Consider the following 18182-nt stretch of genomic DNA (forward strand, 5'->3'; position numbering starts at 1 on the left):
AAGGACAACATTCGGAGGAACAGAACGATGCTGATACGCTTATTTTCCTACATGAATCAATATAAAAAATACGCCGCCCTGGCGGTCGTCTGCATTATGACAGAGGGGGTATTTGAGCTGCTGGTACCGCTCATCATGGCCGACCTCATCGACGTGGGTGTGTCGAACGGCGACCGGGCTTATATCTATATGAAGGGACTGCAGATGGTGGGCTGCGCACTGATCGCGCTGGTGCTGGGCGTGGGAAGCGCCCGGTTTGCGGCGCTGACCGGCCAGGGGCTGGGCGCGGAATTGAGAAAGGCTGAGTATGAGAAGCTCCAGGGCTACTCCTTTGCCAACATCGACCATTTCCGCTCCTCATCCCTGGTGACCCGTCTCACCAGCGACGTGACCAATATTCAGAACGCAGTGTCCATGGGCATGCGCCCCTTCTGCCGTGGACCCATGATGCTGGTGGTGGCCACCGGCGTGGCATTTTCCATCAACCATACCCTGGCGTTGGTGTTCTTTGTGGCATTACCGGTACTGGCTACAGCTTTGTTTGTAATTACCATGAAGGTGCGTCCGCTTTATTCCCGGATGCAGACCGCCATTGATACGGTGAACCGGATCGTCCAGGAAAACCTGACGGCGGTGCGTATCGTCAAGGCCTGTGTCCGGGGCGACTATGAAGTAGAAAAGTTTGAGGAAGGCAATCAGAATCTGCGTCAGGAATCCGAGACGGCCTTTCGGTTAGCCGCCCTGAACATGCCGGCCATGCAGTTCGTCATGTACGGCACAATTCTGGCGATTCTGCTTTTTGGCGGTTATCTGATTCAGAAGGGCAGTATGAAGGTGGGCGAGCTCACGGGATTTTTAAGCTATGTGCTGCAAATTCTGAATTCCCTGATGATGATTTCCAATGTATTTCTGTTGCTGACGCGCTCGATGGCGTCCGGCGCCAGAATTCTGGAGGTTATCGACGAAAAGGTGGATCTGACGGACGAAAAAGTCCGGAACATCGAAGTGGAACGCGGCAGCGTGGACTTTGAACATGTGTGGTTCAAGTATAAAAAAGAGGCGAAGGAATATGTGCTTTCGGATATTTCCTTCCATATAGAAGCGGGCCAGACCGTGGGCGTCATCGGACAGACCGGCGCGGCCAAGTCTACGCTGGTGCAGCTGATCCCGAGACTTTATGACGCCACCGAAGGCGTGGTGAAGGTGGACGGCGTTCCGGTACAGGAGTATCCGATGGCGCATCTTAGGGAGGCAATTGCCATGGTACTGCAGAAAAATACCCTGTTTTCCGGAAGCCTCCTGGACAATCTGCGCTGGGGAAAGGAGGACGCTTCCATGAAAGAGATCGAGGAAGCCTGCCGCATCGCCTGCGTGGACGAGGTGTTGGAACGGCTGCCAGAGGGGTATGAGACCGAGATGGGTCAGGGCGGCGTCAATGTGTCCGGCGGCCAGAAGCAGCGGATCTGCATCGCCCGTGCGCTTTTGAAGAAACCGAAAATCCTGATTCTCGACGATTCCACCAGCGCTGTGGATACGGCTACAGAGGCGAAGATTCGGGAGCGCATGGGCGCGGCTCTGCCTGATATGACGAAAATCATCATCGGACAGCGGATTTCCTCTGTCCGGCACGCGGATCAGATTATCATTCTGGACGATGGGCGGGTCAGCGCCATCGGCACTCACGAGGAGCTGCTGGCCCGCAGTGAAATTTATCAGCAGATATACGAATCTCAGAAGGAAGGAGTGGAGCTTTAATGGCACGGTATAGTTATGTGGGCTACAAGCGGCCTAAAAATACGAAAAATACCCTGAAGCATCTCCTTCATTATATGGGACTTCATAAATGGATGTTTCTGCTGGTGGGAGTTCTGGTGTGTATCAGCACCGGGGCCAGCGTCATGGGAACCTATCTCTTAAAGCCGGTCATCAACCGCTTTATCATGCCCGGGGATATGAAGGGTCTGGTCAGCGCGGTGGCAGCCATGGGCGTCATGTATTTCTGCGGCGCGCTTGCGACCCTGGCCTACAACCAGCTCATGATCAAATCGGCTCAGACTGTGGTGCAGGAGATTCGAAGCGACCTCTTTGCCCATGTGCAGACCCTGCCGTTACAGTATTTTGACGCCCATACCCACGGGGAGCTGATGAGCCGCTTCACCAATGATGTGGACACGGTGCAGGAGGCCATGAACAATAGCTTCGCCATGGCGATCCAGAGCTTTCTGACCCTGGTGGGCACCATTGTAATGATGATGGTTCTGAGCGTAAGGCTGTCTCTGATTGTTATGGTGTTTCTGGTTATGATGGGCATTTTTATCCGGACAAACAGTAAGCGGAGCCGGAAATATTATCAGCGGCAGCAGGCAGAGCTTGGCAAAATTAATGGCTTTGCGGAGGAAATGATGGCGGGTCAGAAGGTGGAGAAAATCTTCAATCATGAGAAAATCAATTTCGATATTTTCTGCGGTCTCAATGAAAATCTGCGGAAGGAGTCCACAGACGCCCTGACCTACACAGGTATGCAGGTGCCCACGGTGGTCAGCCTTTCCTATCTGAATTACGCGGTATCGGCCTGTGTGGGCGGTATCTTTACTCTGAACGGCTTTCTGGATATCGGAAGCCTGTCATCCTATCTGGTGTTTGTGCGCCAGAGCGCCCTGCCTATGAACCAGTTTACGGCCCAGATTAACCAGATTCTGACGGCTCTTGCCGGGGCAGAGCGGATCTTCGATCTGATGGAGGCCGAGCCTGAGGCGGACGAGGGCGATGTGACCCTCTGCAATGTATTGGAAGAAAATGGAACGCTCAAAGAAATCGCGGAGCACACCGGTCATTTCGCGTGGAAGCTTCCGGCGGAGGAGCCGGGCGGCAGGACGGAGCTGCGGAAACTCCGGGGTGATGTGAAATTCGACAATGTGGTCTTCGGCTATGTGCCGGGAAAGCATATTTTAAATGGGATCTCCCTGTATGCCAAGCCGGGTCAGAAGATTGCGTTCGTGGGCAGCACCGGAGCCGGGAAGACTACGATTATCAATCTGATTAACCGGTTTTATGAGATGGAATCCGGCACCATCACCTATGACGGCATCGACATTCGGCGGATTCGAAAAGATGATCTGCGCCATTCCCTGGCTATGGTTATCCAGGAGACTCATCTGTTTACCGGAACCATTGCCGATAATATCCGTTACGGAAAGCTCGACGCCACCGACGAGGAGGTGCGGGAGGCAGCCCGAATTGCCAATGCGGATTCCTTTATCCGGCGTCTTCCGGACGGCTATGACACCATGCTTTACAGCGACGGCAGCAATCTGTCCCAGGGGCAGCGGCAGCTCATCGCCATTGCCCGTGCGGCCATAGCGAAGCCGCCGGTGCTGATCCTCGACGAGGCCACCAGTTCCATCGATACCAGAACGGAGCGGCTCATCGAGAAGGGCATGGACGCTATTATGGATGGCCGGACGGTCTTTGTTATCGCCCACCGGCTTTCCACGGTCCGTAATTCCAAGGCTATCATGGTGCTGGAGAAGGGTGAAATCATCGAGCGGGGCGATCACGAAGCGCTGCTTGCGAACAAAGGAAGGTATTACCAGCTGTATACCGGACAGTTCGAACTGGAATAAACTGGGAGAAAGATAAATTGTATACAAACAGGATTTCCAAAATCTGGATGATACAGAGGAAGGATATCCTGTTTTTTTACGATGTGGATATAGAAATAATCTTTTTCGTTCTGAAATTCCGGTAAAAAACAGAATTGTACTGAAAAAAAAACTGGAATATGGTTCTATTCTGCGCTAGAATAAAGTGATCATAAATATGGTGTTCTCGATACAAATTTAACAATATTGTCAAAAAAATCTCGAAATTGATCTAAGATTGTCTATTTTTTATCTAAAGTTGTATATCAAATCCAAGTGTGATAAAGTAAATACGAGACAAATGCTACAAAAGCATGAAGGAAGGAAAAAGCATATGTTCAAGAAGACATTTAAGGGCGGCGTGCATCCGGACGACGGAAAGCGCTACGCCAAGGACGCGTCTTACCGTACCTATCTTCCCCAGGGTGAACTGGTATTTCCCATGAGTCAGCATATCGGAAAACCGGCGAAGCCTGTGGTAAAGAAGGGCGACATGGTGCTGGCAGGCCAGCTGCTCGGCGAAGCGGACGGCTTCGTATCGGCGAACATCGTCAGCTCCTGTTCCGGAACGGTAAAGGCTGTTGAGAACAGAAGAACAGCATCCGGTGCGAAGGTAATGTCCGTAGTGATCGAGAATGACGGACAGTACACATTGGCAGAAGGCATCGGCGCTGAGCGCGATTACAAGACACTTGGCAAAGAAGAGATTCTCGGAAGTATACAGAAAGCAGGTATCGTGGGAATGGGAGGAGCCGGATTCCCGGTTCATGTGAAGCTCGCCCCGAAGAACGCGGATGAGATTCGTTATGTTATTGCGAATGGCGCGGAGTGTGAGCCTTATATTACCTGCGATGATCAGCTCATGCGCACAAGGAGCATGGAGCTGGCAGAAGGTATGCGGATTCTTCTGAAGCTGTTCCCGGCGGCAGAGGGTGTCTTCCTGATAGAGGATAATAAACCGGAAGCAATCGCAGCCATGGAAAAGGCCTGCGCAGGCGATGAGAAGCTAAAGGTTCACGCGGCGAAATGCAAGTACCCCCAGGGCGGCGAACGTTCTATTATCCAGGTCATCGCAGGTATTGATCTGAAGCTTGGCATGCTCCCGGCGGACGCGGGCTGCGTGGTAGACAATGTGGCGACCATGTACGCCATTTATCAGGCTGTATGCAAGTCTACACCATTGATGGAGCGTGGCTTTACCGTATCCGGCGATGCGGTCAAGGAGCCCTGTAACCTGATTGTGAAAATCGGAACCAACATGGCAGAGGTCCTGGAGGCCGCAGGCGGCATCCGGGATGGAAAGGAAGCGCAGAAGCTTTTAAGCGGCGGTCCAATGATGGGTATGGCGCTGGCTGATTTGAATGTGCCGATTTGCAAGAACAATAACGCGCTGACCGTGCTGGGGGAGGATCCGGTGGCGCTGGCAGACCAGCAGGAAACAGCGTGTCTGCGCTGTGGCCGCTGTATGAGAGTCTGTCCCTTGGGCCTGTCTCCCCAGGAGATGATGGACGCGGCCAAGAGAAGACGCTTTGTCCGCTACGAGAAGAAGCTGTATGGCCTGGAGTGTATCGCCTGCGGTTCCTGTACCTATGTCTGTCCGGCCAAGCGGCCCCTGATGCAGACCTTCAAGCAGACCAAGGCTGAGATTATGGCGAAGAAGAGAGCCGCGCAGGCGCAGCAGGGAGGTGCAAAGAAATGAGTAAACTGATGAATGTATCCTCCAGCCCCCATGTGCGGAGTAAGCTTACGACCAGACATGTCATGTGCGACGTGATTCTGGCCCTTCTTCCGGCGACGGTCATGGGCGTATACCATTTTGGAATTTCCGCGCTTGTGACGATTCTTACGTCTATTGCTGCGGCGGTTCTGACGGAGTTTTTATTTGATAAGGCAACCGGAAGAGAGAATACGATCACGGACTGCAGTGCCATTGTCACAGGACTTCTCCTGGCGCTCTGCCTTCCGAACGGCGTTCCCCTTTACATACCGGTTCTCGGAAGCGTATTTGCGATTCTGTTTACCAAATGCTGCTTCGGCGGTCTGGGCCATAATTTTATGAACCCGGCCCTGTCCGGACGCTGCTTTCTGCTGATTTCCTTTGCAGGCGTCATGTCCGCCTATACGGTAGACGGCGTCAGCAGCGCCACACCGCTGGCAGATCTGGCGTCAGGCAATGCGGTGAGCCTGGTACAGACCTTCCTGGGAGCTAATAACGGCGTTATCGGCTGTTCCACAGCAGGACTCCTGCTTGGAGGAATTTATCTGCTGATCGTAGGCGGCATTACCTGGGAGATTCCGGTGTCTGTGCTGGTATCCTTTACCGCATTTATTGCTCTGTTCGGCGGTCACGGCTTTGATGTGCAGTACCTGCTTATGCAGCTGGCTGGCGGCGGTATTGTGATGGGAGCCTTCTTCATGGCGACCGACCCGGTTACCTGCCCTCTGGGGTCCGGCGGACAGCTGCTCTACGGCGTGGTGCTCGGTATTCTGGCGGCGTTATTCCGTGTATTCGGAAGCTCCGCGGATTCTGTAAGCTATGCCATCATCATCTGCAATATGTTTGTTCCGCTCATTGACGAGATTTCCATTCCGACGCCCTTCGGCTACCGGAAGAAGAAAGAGGGCGGAAAGAAGATTCCGGCCGCAGCCATTGCGCTCTGCGTCATTACCCTGATTGCGGGTGTGGCTTTAAGCGGTGTATACAAGCTGACCGAGGGCAGGATCGCCGAGCAAAAGCTGGCGGAAAAGGCAGCTTCTTATCAGGAGGTCTGCCCGGACGCAGTAGAGTTCGCTTATGACGATGCAATTACTGCTAAGGTGGATGCTCTGAACGGTGAAGTATACGGAACTGATTTCGGTAAGGCTTATATCAATGAAGTAATCGTAGGAAAAGACGCTTCCGGCAATGTGGCAGGCTATGTCATCAGCGCTGCCAGCGGCGACGGTATGGACGGCAATATTACGATGTCTGTAGGCATCGCTTCAGACGGAACCGTAACCGGTATTTCCTTTACGGTCCTGAACGAGACCGCAGGTCTGGGCTCTCTGGTAGGAGAGGATGCTTTCAAGAGCCAGTTTGACGGTGTGAAGACGGATAAATTCACGCTGTTCAAGTCCGGCGGAGCAAGCGCGCCCGGCGAGATCAACGGCGTATCCGGCGCAACCATTTCCTCCAGTGCTGTAGTCAATGCGGTGAATGCTGCGGTAGACTTCTTTGAAAATGATATACAGGGAGGGAATTAAGCGATGAAACCTTGTACAGAACGCATCTATAATGGTGTAATAAAAGAAAATCCCACTCTGGTTCTGATGCTCGGCATGTGCCCCACACTGGCGGTTACCACCTCCTGCATGAACGGATTCGGAATGGGCGTATCCACGCTGGTGGTACTGGTGATGTCCAACCTGGTCATCTCCGCGCTTCGGAAGGTGATACCGGATGCGGTACGTCTGCCGGCTTATATCGTCATCGTAGCTTCACTGGTTACCGTAGTGGAGCTTCTGATGGAGGCTTATGTGCCTGACATCTATGACGCGCTGGGAATCTACATTCCCCTGATCGTAGTAAACTGTATCATTCTGGGCCGTGCGGAGGCTTATGCTTCCAAAAATCCGCCGCTTCTGTCCGCCATGGACGGACTTGGCATGGGTCTCGGATTTACAATTTCCCTTTCTGTCATCGGACTTATCCGTGAGCTTCTGGGTGCAGGTACCGTATTCGGCATGCAGGTGATGCCGTCCGCTTATAAGCCTATTGCTATTTTCATCAAGGCTCCGGGCGCGTTCCTGGTACTGGCGGTTCTGGTTATTATTATGAATTCCCTGAAGATCAAGAATCGTGCAAACGCCATGGTTCAGGGCTGCGACGGATGCTGCGCGACCTGTGCCCATGCGAAGGAAGAAGGAAAGGAGGCGCAGAAATAAATGAAATCATTACTTCTGATTATCATTACAACGGCGCTGGTGAATAACGTGGTATTAAGCCAGTTCCTGGGAATCTGTTCCTTCCTGGGCGTATCCAGATATATCAAGACGTCCTTCAGTCTGGGCGCAGCGGTTATCTTTGTCATCACGGTAGCTTCCGCAGTGGCGAATCTTCTGTACACCTTTGTACTGACGCCGCTGAATCTGGATTATCTGAAAACCATTGTCTTTATTCTGGTTATCGCGGCTCTGGTACAGATGGTAGAGATGTTTACCAAGAAGACCTCCCCGCCCCTTTACAAGGCGCTGGGAATCTATCTGCCGCTGATTACCACCAACTGTGCGGTTCTGGGCGTGGCCCTGACCAACGTACAGAATGAGTATAATTTTGTGGAAAGTGTACTGGCCGGATTCGGTACCGCAGTCGGCTATACCATTGCCATTGTTCTTTTGGCAGGTATCCGAAGCCGTATTGATGAGGAGGCTTTGCCAGCTCCCTTAAAGGGCGCGCCCATCGTGCTGATTTGCGCGGCGCTGATGGCGATTGCGTTCATGGGATTTGGCGGTCTGGCGCTGTCATAAGGAGGAGAATATGCAGGAAGTTATTATAGCGACATTGGTAGTAGGCGTAATCGGACTTCTGATCGGCGTAGCTCTGGTGGCAGTCAGCAAGAAGTTCGCAGTGGAGACCGACGAGCGCGTCGGCCTTGTAAGAGAAAGTCTTCCGGGAAATAACTGCGGTGCCTGCGGTTATGCAGGCTGCGACGCGGTAGCGGCAGCCATCGTGGAGGGCAAGGCTCCGGTCAATGCCTGTCCGGTGTGCAATGCGGAAGCAGTAAAGAAAATCGGCGATATCATGGGCGTGCAGGCGGAAGCCGCAGAGAAAAAGGTGGCCTATGTACACTGCGCAGGCAGCTGTGATAAGACCTCTGTCCGGTGCAATTATGTGGGTATTCATGATTGCCGGGCAGCGGTACTTTCCGGTATCTCAGTCTGGGAATGTGATTACGGCTGTCTGGGCTTTGGTTCCTGTGTGGAGGCCTGTAAGTTCGGCGCGCTCCGCGTGGAGAACGGCGTAGCCATCGTAGACGAGACGAAATGTGCCGGCTGTGGAAAATGCGCCAAGGCCTGTCCTAAGGGACTGATCGAGTTGGTACCGGCGGACAAGAAGATAGCGGTGCGCTGCGCAAGCCGCGACCGTGGACCGGCTGTGAAGAAGGCCTGCACCGCAGGCTGCCTGGGCTGCGGTATCTGTGCAAAGCAGTGCGAGCACGAAGCGATTACCGTGGACGGCAATCTGGCCCACGTGGATTATACCAAGTGTGTAGGCTGTGGTAAGTGCGCGGAGAAGTGTCCGATGAAGGTTATCGAAATGGTATAAATCATACATATCTGAGGTTATAAAAAATGAAGCGAAGCATGTCAGTCATTCTGGGAGCACTGGCTCTGATGATTACGGTGGGCTGTATCTGGCAGTACCGGAAAGGAGACAGGGACGCGTCCTGTACGAAGCAGCTTTTTGCCATGGATACGGTGATGAGCTTTACCGCATATGGGCCGAAGGCAGAAGAGGCTGTGGATGCGGCCATGAAGGAGATCGAGCGGCTGGATGCTTTGCTTTCCACAGGAAATGAATCCAGTGAGATCTCGCAGCTGAATGCTGCGGGATCTTTTCTGATATCTGAGGATACTTTGAAATTACTGGAAGAAGCGGAAAGCATCCGGCAGTCCACGGGCGGCCTTTTTGACGTGACGGTTTACCCGCTGATGCAGCTCTGGGGATTCCCTACCGGGGACTATCGGGTGCCGACACAGGAAGAAATTTCCAGCACACTTTCGCTGGTGGACGCTGCGCAGATTCAGATAGAGGGCGCGCAGGTGACATTGGGATCAGGACAGCAGGTGGATCTGGGCGGCATCGCCAAGGGATATGCATCTGACCGGGTCATGGAGCTTTACCGGGAGTACGGCGTGACTTCGGGTATGGTGTCCCTGGGCGGCAATATCGAGACCCTGGGGACGAAACCGGACGGGACAGACTGGAAAATCGGAATTCGGAATCCGGAGATTACCGCCGCCTCTGACATTGGAAGCGGGACAGAGGATGTGCTGCTGGCGCTGGAGGTGGAGAACCGGGCGGTGATTACCTCCGGTGGCTATGAGCGGTATTTTGAGGAGAACGGGGAGACCTATATCCACATCCTGGATCCCCGCACCGGCTATCCGGCAGATTCCGGCCTGCTTTCCGTGACCGTCGTATCGGAAAAAGGAATGCTGGCGGACGCCCTGTCTACTTCTCTTTATATCATGGGCGAGGCAGATGCGGCAGAGTACTGGCGGATCCATGGAAATGACGAAGGGAACAGCTTTGAGCTGGTTCTGGTGGATACTTCCGGAAAGGTCTATGCAACGGAAGGGCTGCGTGATAAGATAGAGATGAGGGACGCGGCGCAGAGGCTGGAGATCGTGGAGCGGTAGGGAGCTGTGTGACAGAAAAACGAAGAAAAGAAGTACAGGAAAGGATCAAAGTTATTGTTCACAGGCGCTATTTTAGCACAGCGTGTTATAGTGAACGGAGTGAATAGTAACAGGATAACAGGTTCGAATGGAAGAAGGAACGAAGACGGGACAGAATCGAAAAGCAGTTTACATCGTGGCGGCGCTTTGCGCTGTGCTCTTCCTTGGGGGAATCGGCGGCATGATCTGGAATCTGACCCGGAGCCACGGCAGACAGGTGGAGATCCTGCAGGATGGGAAAATCCTGTATACACTGGACTTGGCTCAGGCGGAGGATCAGACCTTTACCGTGACCTACGGAGGCAGAACCAATGAAATCGAGATCCGGGATCACCAGATCCGCGTGAAAGCAGCGGACTGTCCCGATCAAATCTGTGTCCACATGGACTGGCTGGAGGCTGCGCCCATCGTGTGTCTGCCGAACCGGCTGAGCATTCAGTATGCGGACGGAGAGGGCGCGTCCGGGCTGGACGCGGTGGCGAACTAAAAATGTATATATTTCGTAATGCCAGATGAAAAGATATAATATAATCTTTAGGTAGGTAAGAATATTTTAGTAGTTAAAAAAGAAAGGGCCGTCATGAAGGAGCATCCATCAGAAAAAAGAATGACAACCGGAAAACTCACTGAGCTGGCGCTGCTGACAGCGGCAGCTCTGATTTTATATGTGGTGGAGCTCCAGATTCCGAATCCCATCCCGATTCCGGGCGCGAAGCTGGGGCTGGCCAATATCGTGACGGTCTACGCAGTCTACCGCTACCGCCCCGGCGAGGTGCTGATGGTGGTACTTGTCCGCATTTTTTTAGGCTCCCTCTTTGGCGGAAGCATGATGACCTTCCTCTACAGTCTGGCCGGAAGCCTGCTTTGCCTGCTTGGCATGCTGCTTCTCCGCCACATGGTCAGCGGCCGCGCCATCTGGCTGGCTAGCGTCCTGGGCGCCGTCCTCCACAACATCGGCCAGATGCTGGTAGCCGTGTTAATAGCCGGAAAAGGCATGATCTTCTACCTCCCCTTCCTCATGACCGCCGGCTGCATCACCGGAGCCTTCACCGGCCTGTGCGCGCAGCTGGTGCTGAACCGGATTGGGAGACAGTAAAAAATACTGTAAAAATAGTGGAAAGAATAAAAGGGTATCCCCACAAAAGGAGAGAATTCAGGCTTTTGTGCGAAAGCCGAAATCCAGGAAGGAACAAATCAGTTGCAATACCAAAAAAGGCAATATCCTCATTGACGGAGAAACGATAGCGAATCTGGGCGGCTCTTTTGAAGATGACGACACCTATTTGATCAATCAGAATCCGGCCGGCTTTGTGATCACAGAAATAGATTTGGACTATTTTCTTGCAGGTTTTCCAAGATCCGAAATAAACGCCCTTCTGGTCTATCCGGCAGAAACAGAAGAACAGGCAAAGGCCATCTTTACAGAAGTAACCGATAACCTGGGCACAGACGTCTGGAAGCTCTGTGGCAGTAGTGAGGTATGGACGTGGAAAAAGGAATGAGACGGTAAAAAAATAAAAAGGATAACAGAAGGAAAGGGCTCCCGCGTCATCGACGCGGGGCCCTTTCTTTCTGTTATTCTTATGGAAATTAGTTATTGTTCTTGTTCTTCTCCACCTCAGCCAGCTTCATAGCCCGAACCTTCAGCGGAAGGCCGAAGAGGGTGATGAATCCGTCTGCGTCGTGGTGGTCGTACATGTCGCCGGTGGTGAAGGACGCCAGGGACTCATTGTACAGAGAGTAGGGAGAAGTGGTGCCGGCCTTGATGATGTTGCCCTTGTAGAGCTTGAACTTCACTTCACCGGTTACATACTCCTGGGTTACCTCCATGAAAGCCTGGATAGCTTCACGCAGCGGGGTAAACCATTTTCCTTCATATACAATCTGGGAGAACTTGTTGGCCATATCCTTCTTGGTCTCCATGGTAGCGCGGTCCAGAACCAGCTCCTCAAGCTGACGGTGAGCCTCCATCAGGATGGTTCCGCCCGGGGTCTCATATACGCCACGGGACTTCATACCTACCACACGGTTTTCTACGATATCCACGATACCGATGCCGTGCTTTCCGCCCAGAGCGTTCAGAGTACGGATGACGTCAGCCACCTTCATCTGCTTGCCGTTTACGGAAGTAGGAACGCCCTTTTCAAAGGTCATGGTTACATATTCCGGTTCGTCCGGAGCCTTCTCCGGAGTGGTGCCCAGAACCAGCAGGTGTTCGTAGTTCGGCTCGTTGGCCGGATCCTCGAGCTCCAGTCCCTCATGGCTGATGTGCCACAGGTTCCGGTCACGGCTGTAGCTGGAATCGGTAGAGAAGGGAAGATGGATGCCGTGCTTCTCGCAGTACGCGATCTCATCCTCACGGGATTGCATGGTCCAGATATCGGTCATTCTCCAGGGAGCGATGATCTTCAGATCCGGAGCCAGAGCCTTGATGCCCAGCTCGAAACGAATCTGGTCATTGCCCTTACCGGTAGCGCCGTGGCAGATAGCGACAGCGTTCTCCTTCCGGGCGATCTCTACCAGCTTCTTTGCGATGGCCGGACGCGCCATGGAAGTACCCAGCAGATACTTGTTCTCGTATACAGCGTCTGCCTTTACGCAGGGCATGATATAATTTTCAGCGAAATCGTCTACCAGATCCTCGATGTACAGCTTGGAAGCGCCGGACAGCTTCGCGCGCTCGTCCAGTCCGTCCAGCTCATTTCCCTGGCCGCAGTCGATACAGCAGCAAACTACGTCGTAATCAAAATGCTCCTTCAGCCACGGAATAATGGCTGTGGTGTCCAGTCCGCCGGAATAGGCAAGTACTACTTTGTCTTTCATATTCAAATATCCTCCTGAGTGTTTTATGATTTCTATACGGTATGAATGATTATGCATACCGTTTCTGTTCACTGAAAACTAATATACATCATTTCCATATAATATGCAAGCGGAAGTTCAGAAAAAGTTCCACAGAAATATGAATAAAAATAAAATAGTACTTGAATAATATGCATAAAAGTGATAATATATGCAAAGCGAGTGTATAAAAATGCATACAAGTGGAAAAGTGCTTGAAATACTGGCCAAACAGATCTAAAATAGGAACAAATATCCACAAAAAGAGAGGAAAATAGAAATGATAAAGGCAGGAATTATTGGAGCAACCGGATATGCGGGCGGCGAGCTGGTCCGCATTCTCACAGGACATAAGGATGTGGAGATTAAATGGTACGGTTCCCGAAGCTACATAGATAAGAAATACGCGGAAGTCTACCAGAACATGTTTCAGATCGTAGACGACAAATGCATGGATGATAATATGGAAGCACTGGCAGATGAGGTGGACGTGATTTTCACAGCGACGCCCCAGGGCCTCTGCGCGTCTCTGGTAAATGAGGAGATTCTGTCCAAGGTAAAAATCGTGGACTTAAGCGCCGATTTCCGTATTAAGGATGTGGCCACCTACGAGGAGTGGTATAAGATCCAGCATCCGACGCCCCAGTTTATCCCGGAGGCGGTCTACGGACTCTGTGAGATCAACCGGGAAGCGGTGAAGAAGGCGAGACTGGTAGCCAACCCGGGCTGCTATCCCACCTGCAGCACTCTTTCTATTTATCCCTTATTAAAGGAAGGGCTGATTGACCCGGGCACGATTATCATTGACGCCAAGTCCGGCACCTCCGGTGCAGGCCGCGGCGCGAAGGTGGACAATCTGTACTGCGAGGTTAATGAAAATATCAAGGCCTACGGCGTGGCGAATCACCGTCATACGCCGGAGATCGAGGAGCAGCTTTCCTACGCGGCAGGCCAGCCGGTGCTGATTAATTTCACGCCCCATCTGGTACCCATGAACCGGGGAATCCTGATCACCGCCTACGCTTCCCTGAAGAAAGAGGTTTCCTATGAGGAAGTGAAGGCGGCTTACGATAAGTATTACGCGAATGAGAAATTTGTCCGCGTTCTGGAAAAGGACGTTTGCCCCCAGACCAAATGGGTGGAGGGCAGTAATTACGTGGATGTGAACTTTAAGATCGACCCGAGAACGAAGCGCGTGATTATGATGGGAGCCATGGACAACCTGGTGAAGGGCGCAGCCGGCCAGGCCGTCCAGAATATGAACCTGATGTTCGGACTGAAGGAGAGCGAAGGATTAGAGCTCGTTCCCATGTTCCCGTGACTGTGAGCACTTGGCGAGGTATTTTCGAGCCTAGTGCGAACGTCCACCTGGACACTTAATGAATGCAAGCCGCAGGCGCAGTATGAGTTTAGTGACCATGGTGTTTCCTTAATACTTGGCGAGGTACAGAAAAATGACTATCCGAACAATGACCATCGACGATTACGACGGCGTCTACGCCCTCTGGATGACCATCAAGGGTTTCGCCATCCGGAGTATTGACGACTCCCGGGTGGGCGTGGAGCGGTTTTTAAAACGGAACCCCACCACCAGCGTGGTGGCCATCGAAGACGGCAAGGTGGTAGGCAGCATTCTCTGCGGCCACGACGGACGTCGGGGCTGTCTCTATCATGTGTGTGTCCACCGGGATTACCGGATGCGGGGCATCGGCAAGGCCATGGTAGTATTTGCCATGAACGCCCTGAAAGAGGAGCAGATCAGCAAGGTATCCCTGATCGCTTTTACCCAGAACGACATCGGCAACGCTTTCTGGAACCGCATCGGCTGGACACAAAGGCTCGATCTGAACTACTATGATTTTGTCTTAAATAAAGAAAATATCGAAGCGTTTAACGAATAAAGAGGAGGACGGCATTATGAATATCACAGAAATCAAGGGCGGCGTCACTGCGGCAAAGGGCTTTGAAGCAGCGGCAGCGGCGGCAGCCATCAAGTACCAGGGACGGACTGACATGGCCCTGGTATACAGCGAAAAGCCCTGCCATGCGGCGGGCACCTTCACCACCAACATCGTAAAGGCAGCCCCGGTGAAATGGGATCAGAAAATCGTAAAGGAATCCCCCTACGCCCAGGCAGTCATCGTAAACTCAGGCATTGCCAACGCCTGCACCGGCGAGGAGGGCATGGGCTACTGTAAAGAGACCGCAGAGGAGGCAGCCAAAGTTCTCGGCGTTCCGGAAAATGCCGTTCTGGTGGCGTCCACCGGCGTCATTGGCATGCAGCTTCCTATGGATCGCCTGAAAAAGGGCATCAGCCTTTTAAAGGAAGCCAAGGGCAGCACCCCAGAGCACGGAACCGCAGCCTCCAAGGCGATTATGACCACCGATACGGTCAATAAGGAAATCGCGGTCCAGGTGGAGCTGGGCGGAAAAACTGTCACCGTGGGCGGTATGTGCAAGGGATCCGGCATGATTCACCCGAATATGTGTACCATGCTGGCCTTCGTGACCACCGACGCGAACATTTCCAAAGAGATGCTGCAGAAATGCGTAAGCAATGATGTAAAAGACACCTTCAATATGATTTCTGTGGATGGCGATACTTCCACCAACGACACCCTGCTGGTGCTGGCCAACGGCATGGCGGAGAACCCGGAGATCACCGAAGAAAATGAAGATTACAAAGCATTTGCAAAGGCGCTGAATACAGTCAACACCTGGCTTGCAAAAAAGATGGCCGGCGACGGTGAGGGCGCGACCGCTCTCTTTGAGGTAAAAATCGTGGGAGCCGAGAGTAAGGAGCAGGCCGTGATCTTAAGTAAATCCGTAGTCACCTCCAGTCTGGTCAAGGCGGCCATCTATGGTCACGACGCCAACTGGGGCCGTATCCTGTGCGCCATGGGCTATTCAGGAGCCCGGTTCGACCCGGAGAAGGTGGATCTGTTCTTCGAGAGCGCAGCCGGTAAGATCCAGATCATTGAAAATGGCGTGGCAGTGAATTACAGCGAGGAAGAAGCTACCAGGATCCTTTCCGAGCCGGAGGTAACGGCCATTGCGGACGTGAAGATGGGCGACGCCACCGCCACCGCATGGGGTTGTGACCTGACCTATGATTATGTGAAAATCAACGCGGATTATCGTTCATAAGATACAGAGGAGAAAATATTATGAGCAGAGAAGAAATGAACACCTACCTGGAGAAAGCCAAGGTCCTCATTGAGGCCCTTCCCTATATCCAGCGGTTTAACCGGAAGATTATCGTAGTGAAATACGGCGGAAGCGCCATGGTGGACGAGAACTTGAAGCGGAGCGTCATCCAGGACGTGACCCTTCTGAAGCTGGTCGGCTTCAAACCCATCATCGTACACGGCGGCGGCAAGGAGATCAGCCGCTGGGTAGGAAAGGTCGGCATGGAGCCCAAATTCATCAACGGCCTGCGTGTGACTGACAAAGAGACCATGGAAATCGCGGAAATGGTACTGGGAAAAGTTGGAAAAAGCCTGGTTCAGCTAGTGGAAGAGCTGGGTGTGAAAGCAGTCAGCCTAAGCGGCAAGGACGGCGGTCTCCTGAAGGTGGAGAAGAAGTATTCCAAGGGCGAGGACATCGGTTTCGTGGGCGAGGTGACGGATGTGGATCCCCAGATTCTCTACGACCTGCTGGAGAAGGATTTCCTGCCTATCGTATGCCCGGTGGGAATGGACAAGGACTTCAACACCTACAATATTAACGCCGATGACGCGGCCTGCGCCATTGCCCGGGCCGTCCATGCGGAGAAGCTGGCATTCCTGACTGATATCGAGGGCGTCCGCAGAGATCCGGAGGATTCGGCGACCTTGATTTCTGAGCTTCATGTAAAAGAGGCAAGAGAGCTTATCGAAAATGGCAACATCGGCGGTGGTATGCTTCCGAAGCTCAACAACTGCATCGACGCCATCGAAAACGGCGTATCCAGAGTGCATATCCTGGACGGACGTATCGCCCATTGCCTGCTTCTGGAGATCTTTACCAACAAGGGAATCGGTACTGCCATCCTGGGCGAAGGAGAGGAAAATTATTATGATGGAAAATAAAGAGGCGATTATCAAAGAGGCGGAAGAGAGCGTGCTTCACACCTACAACCGGTATCAGGTGGTACTGGATCACGGCGATGGCGTCTATCTTTACGACACCGACGGCAAAAAATATCTGGATTTCGCGGCAGGCATCGCGGTACAGGCCCTGGGTTATCATTACCCGGGCTACGACGAGGCGCTGAAGGCCCAGATCGACAAGCTGATGCATACCTCCAACCTGTATTACAATGAGCCGGCCGCAGAGGCAGCCGACAAGCTGGTGCGCATGAGCGGCATGAGCCGGGTATTCTTCACCAACAGTGGCACCGAGGCTATCGAGGGCGCAATTAAGGCGGCCCGCAAATACGCGTGGCTGAAGGATGGCAAACAGGATCACGAGATCATTGCCATGAATCATTCCTTCCACGGACGGAGCATGGGAGCCCTCTCCGTCACCGGCAATGAGAAATACCAGGCGCCCTTCCGTCCGCTCATCGGCGGCATCCGTTTCGCTGATTACAACGATCTGGAGAGTGTAAAGGCTCAGTTCAATGAGCACACCTGCGCGGTGATTCTGGAGACCATTCAGGGCGAGGGCGGCATTTACCCGGCTACGGAGGAGTTCTTAAAGGGCGTGAAAGCACTCTGCGAGGAGCACGACGCGCTTCTGATTTTGGATGAGATCCAGTGCGGTATGGGCCGGAGCGGCCACCTGTTCGCATGGCAGGAGTACGGCGTGAAGCCCAACATCATGACCTGTGCCAAGGCCCTGGGCTGCGGCGTTCCGGTGGGCGCCTTTGTGCTGGATGAGAAGACGGCTTTGGGCTCTCTGGTACCGGGCGATCACGGCACCACCTACGGCGGCAATCCCTTTGTCTGCGCGGCGGTTTCCAAGGTGCTGGATATCTTTGAGCAGGACGCAATCGTGGATCGTGTAAAAGAAGTGGGTGCATATCTTGAAGGAAAACTGGATGCTCTGGTGGATAAATACGACTGCATCGCGGCCCGCAGAGGAAAGGGCCTGATCCAGGGACTTGTAATCCAGGGTAGACCTGTAGGAGAAGTTGTGTTAAAATCTATGGATGAGGGTCTGATTGTGATCACAGCCGGAAGTGACGTGCTGCGTCTGGTTCCGCCCCTTGTCATCACAAAGGACCATGTAGATGAAATGGTTACGAAGCTTGAAAGGGCTTTGGTGAAAGGTTAG

General features: G+C 53.0%; 17 protein-coding genes and 1 pseudogene. 17 read left to right on the forward strand and 1 reads right to left on the reverse strand.

The features are described 5' to 3' along the window. Window positions 1-27 precede the first annotated feature (27 nt). The 12 genes and pseudogenes from ACTRC3_RS04980 to ACTRC3_RS05035 all read left to right on the forward strand — a co-directional run bounded on the left by ACTRC3_RS04980 (window position 28) and on the right by ACTRC3_RS05035 (window position 11584). Complete coding sequence (locus ACTRC3_RS04980) at window positions 28-1755, forward strand: ABC transporter ATP-binding protein (RefSeq protein ID WP_440322004.1); 1728 nt, start codon at window positions 28-30, stop codon at window positions 1753-1755. Further along, window positions 1755-3623, forward strand: a complete 1869-nt coding sequence (locus ACTRC3_RS04985; protein WP_440322006.1) for an ABC transporter ATP-binding protein — start codon at window positions 1755-1757, stop codon at window positions 3621-3623. The genes ACTRC3_RS04980 and ACTRC3_RS04985 overlap by 1 nt, the downstream gene beginning before the upstream one ends. Window positions 3624-3975: 352 nt before the next feature. Further along, window positions 3976-5340 carry an electron transport complex subunit RsxC gene (rsxC, locus tag ACTRC3_RS04990; RefSeq protein WP_440322008.1) on the forward strand — a complete coding sequence of 455 codons (1365 nt, stop codon included), beginning with the start codon at window positions 3976-3978 and terminating at the stop codon, window positions 5338-5340. Beyond that, a pseudogene (locus ACTRC3_RS04995) lies at window positions 5337-6257 on the forward strand (RnfABCDGE type electron transport complex subunit D); the annotation flags it as partial. The gene rsxC and the pseudogene ACTRC3_RS04995, both read left to right, overlap by 4 nt. A 33-nt stretch (window positions 6258-6290) precedes the next feature. Next, entirely contained in the window at window positions 6291-6884 is a 594-nt protein-coding gene (locus tag ACTRC3_RS05000; RefSeq protein ID WP_440322044.1) for an RnfABCDGE type electron transport complex subunit G, read from the forward strand. Between the two features lie 3 nt (window positions 6885-6887). Continuing rightward, complete coding sequence (locus ACTRC3_RS05005) at window positions 6888-7565, forward strand: electron transport complex subunit E (protein ID WP_349165469.1); 678 nt, start codon at window positions 6888-6890, stop codon at window positions 7563-7565. Beyond that, entirely contained in the window at window positions 7566-8147 is a 582-nt protein-coding gene (gene rsxA / locus ACTRC3_RS05010) for an electron transport complex subunit RsxA (protein ID WP_178039549.1), read from the forward strand. It abuts the gene before it with no gap. Window positions 8148-8157: 10 nt separating this feature from the next. Further along, on the forward strand, window positions 8158-8946 hold the full coding sequence (locus tag ACTRC3_RS05015; RefSeq protein WP_349165470.1) for an RnfABCDGE type electron transport complex subunit B: 789 nt from the start codon (window positions 8158-8160) through the stop codon (window positions 8944-8946). 26 nt (window positions 8947-8972) lie between these two features. Then, window positions 8973-10043 carry an FAD:protein FMN transferase gene (locus ACTRC3_RS05020; protein ID WP_349165471.1) on the forward strand — a complete coding sequence of 357 codons (1071 nt, stop codon included), beginning with the start codon at window positions 8973-8975 and terminating at the stop codon, window positions 10041-10043. 127 nt (window positions 10044-10170) lie between these two features. After that, complete coding sequence (locus tag ACTRC3_RS05025; RefSeq protein ID WP_349165472.1) at window positions 10171-10569, forward strand: NusG domain II-containing protein; 399 nt, start codon at window positions 10171-10173, stop codon at window positions 10567-10569. Between the two features lie 120 nt (window positions 10570-10689). Continuing rightward, on the forward strand, window positions 10690-11178 hold the full coding sequence (locus tag ACTRC3_RS05030) for a Gx transporter family protein (protein WP_440322012.1): 489 nt from the start codon (window positions 10690-10692) through the stop codon (window positions 11176-11178). A gap of 67 nt (window positions 11179-11245) precedes the next feature. Next, a complete protein-coding gene (locus tag ACTRC3_RS05035; RefSeq protein ID WP_440322014.1) occupies window positions 11246-11584 on the forward strand; it encodes a hypothetical protein in 339 nt (112 codons plus the stop codon). A gap of 88 nt (window positions 11585-11672) precedes the next feature. Here ACTRC3_RS05035 and ACTRC3_RS05040 read toward each other — a convergent pair whose 3' ends face one another. Next, a complete protein-coding gene (locus tag ACTRC3_RS05040) occupies window positions 11673-12905 on the reverse strand; it encodes an argininosuccinate synthase (protein WP_158363797.1) in 1233 nt (410 codons plus the stop codon). Between the two features lie 298 nt (window positions 12906-13203). On the opposite strand from ACTRC3_RS05040, the gene argC reads away from it, so the two are divergent. From argC to ACTRC3_RS05065, 5 genes are all read left to right on the forward strand, one after another. Continuing rightward, window positions 13204-14244, forward strand: a complete 1041-nt coding sequence (argC, locus tag ACTRC3_RS05045) for an N-acetyl-gamma-glutamyl-phosphate reductase (protein WP_440322016.1) — start codon at window positions 13204-13206, stop codon at window positions 14242-14244. Window positions 14245-14377: 133 nt separating this feature from the next. Continuing rightward, complete coding sequence (locus tag ACTRC3_RS05050) at window positions 14378-14824, forward strand: GNAT family N-acetyltransferase (protein ID WP_178039556.1); 447 nt, start codon at window positions 14378-14380, stop codon at window positions 14822-14824. Window positions 14825-14840: 16 nt separating this feature from the next. Then, window positions 14841-16070: a bifunctional glutamate N-acetyltransferase/amino-acid acetyltransferase ArgJ gene (argJ, locus tag ACTRC3_RS05055; protein ID WP_440322019.1), complete on the forward strand. Its 1230-nt coding sequence runs from the start codon at window positions 14841-14843 to the stop codon at window positions 16068-16070. 20 nt (window positions 16071-16090) lie between these two features. Next, window positions 16091-16993 carry an acetylglutamate kinase gene (argB, locus tag ACTRC3_RS05060; protein WP_440322021.1) on the forward strand — a complete coding sequence of 301 codons (903 nt, stop codon included), beginning with the start codon at window positions 16091-16093 and terminating at the stop codon, window positions 16991-16993. Beyond that, a complete protein-coding gene (locus ACTRC3_RS05065; protein ID WP_440322046.1) occupies window positions 16983-18182 on the forward strand; it encodes an aspartate aminotransferase family protein in 1200 nt (399 codons plus the stop codon). The genes argB and ACTRC3_RS05065 overlap by 11 nt, the downstream gene beginning before the upstream one ends.

The sequence above is a fragment of the Laedolimicola sp. genome (assembly GCF_051972735.1).
Classification (GTDB): Bacteria; Bacillota; Clostridia; order Lachnospirales; family Lachnospiraceae; genus Laedolimicola; species Laedolimicola intestinihominis.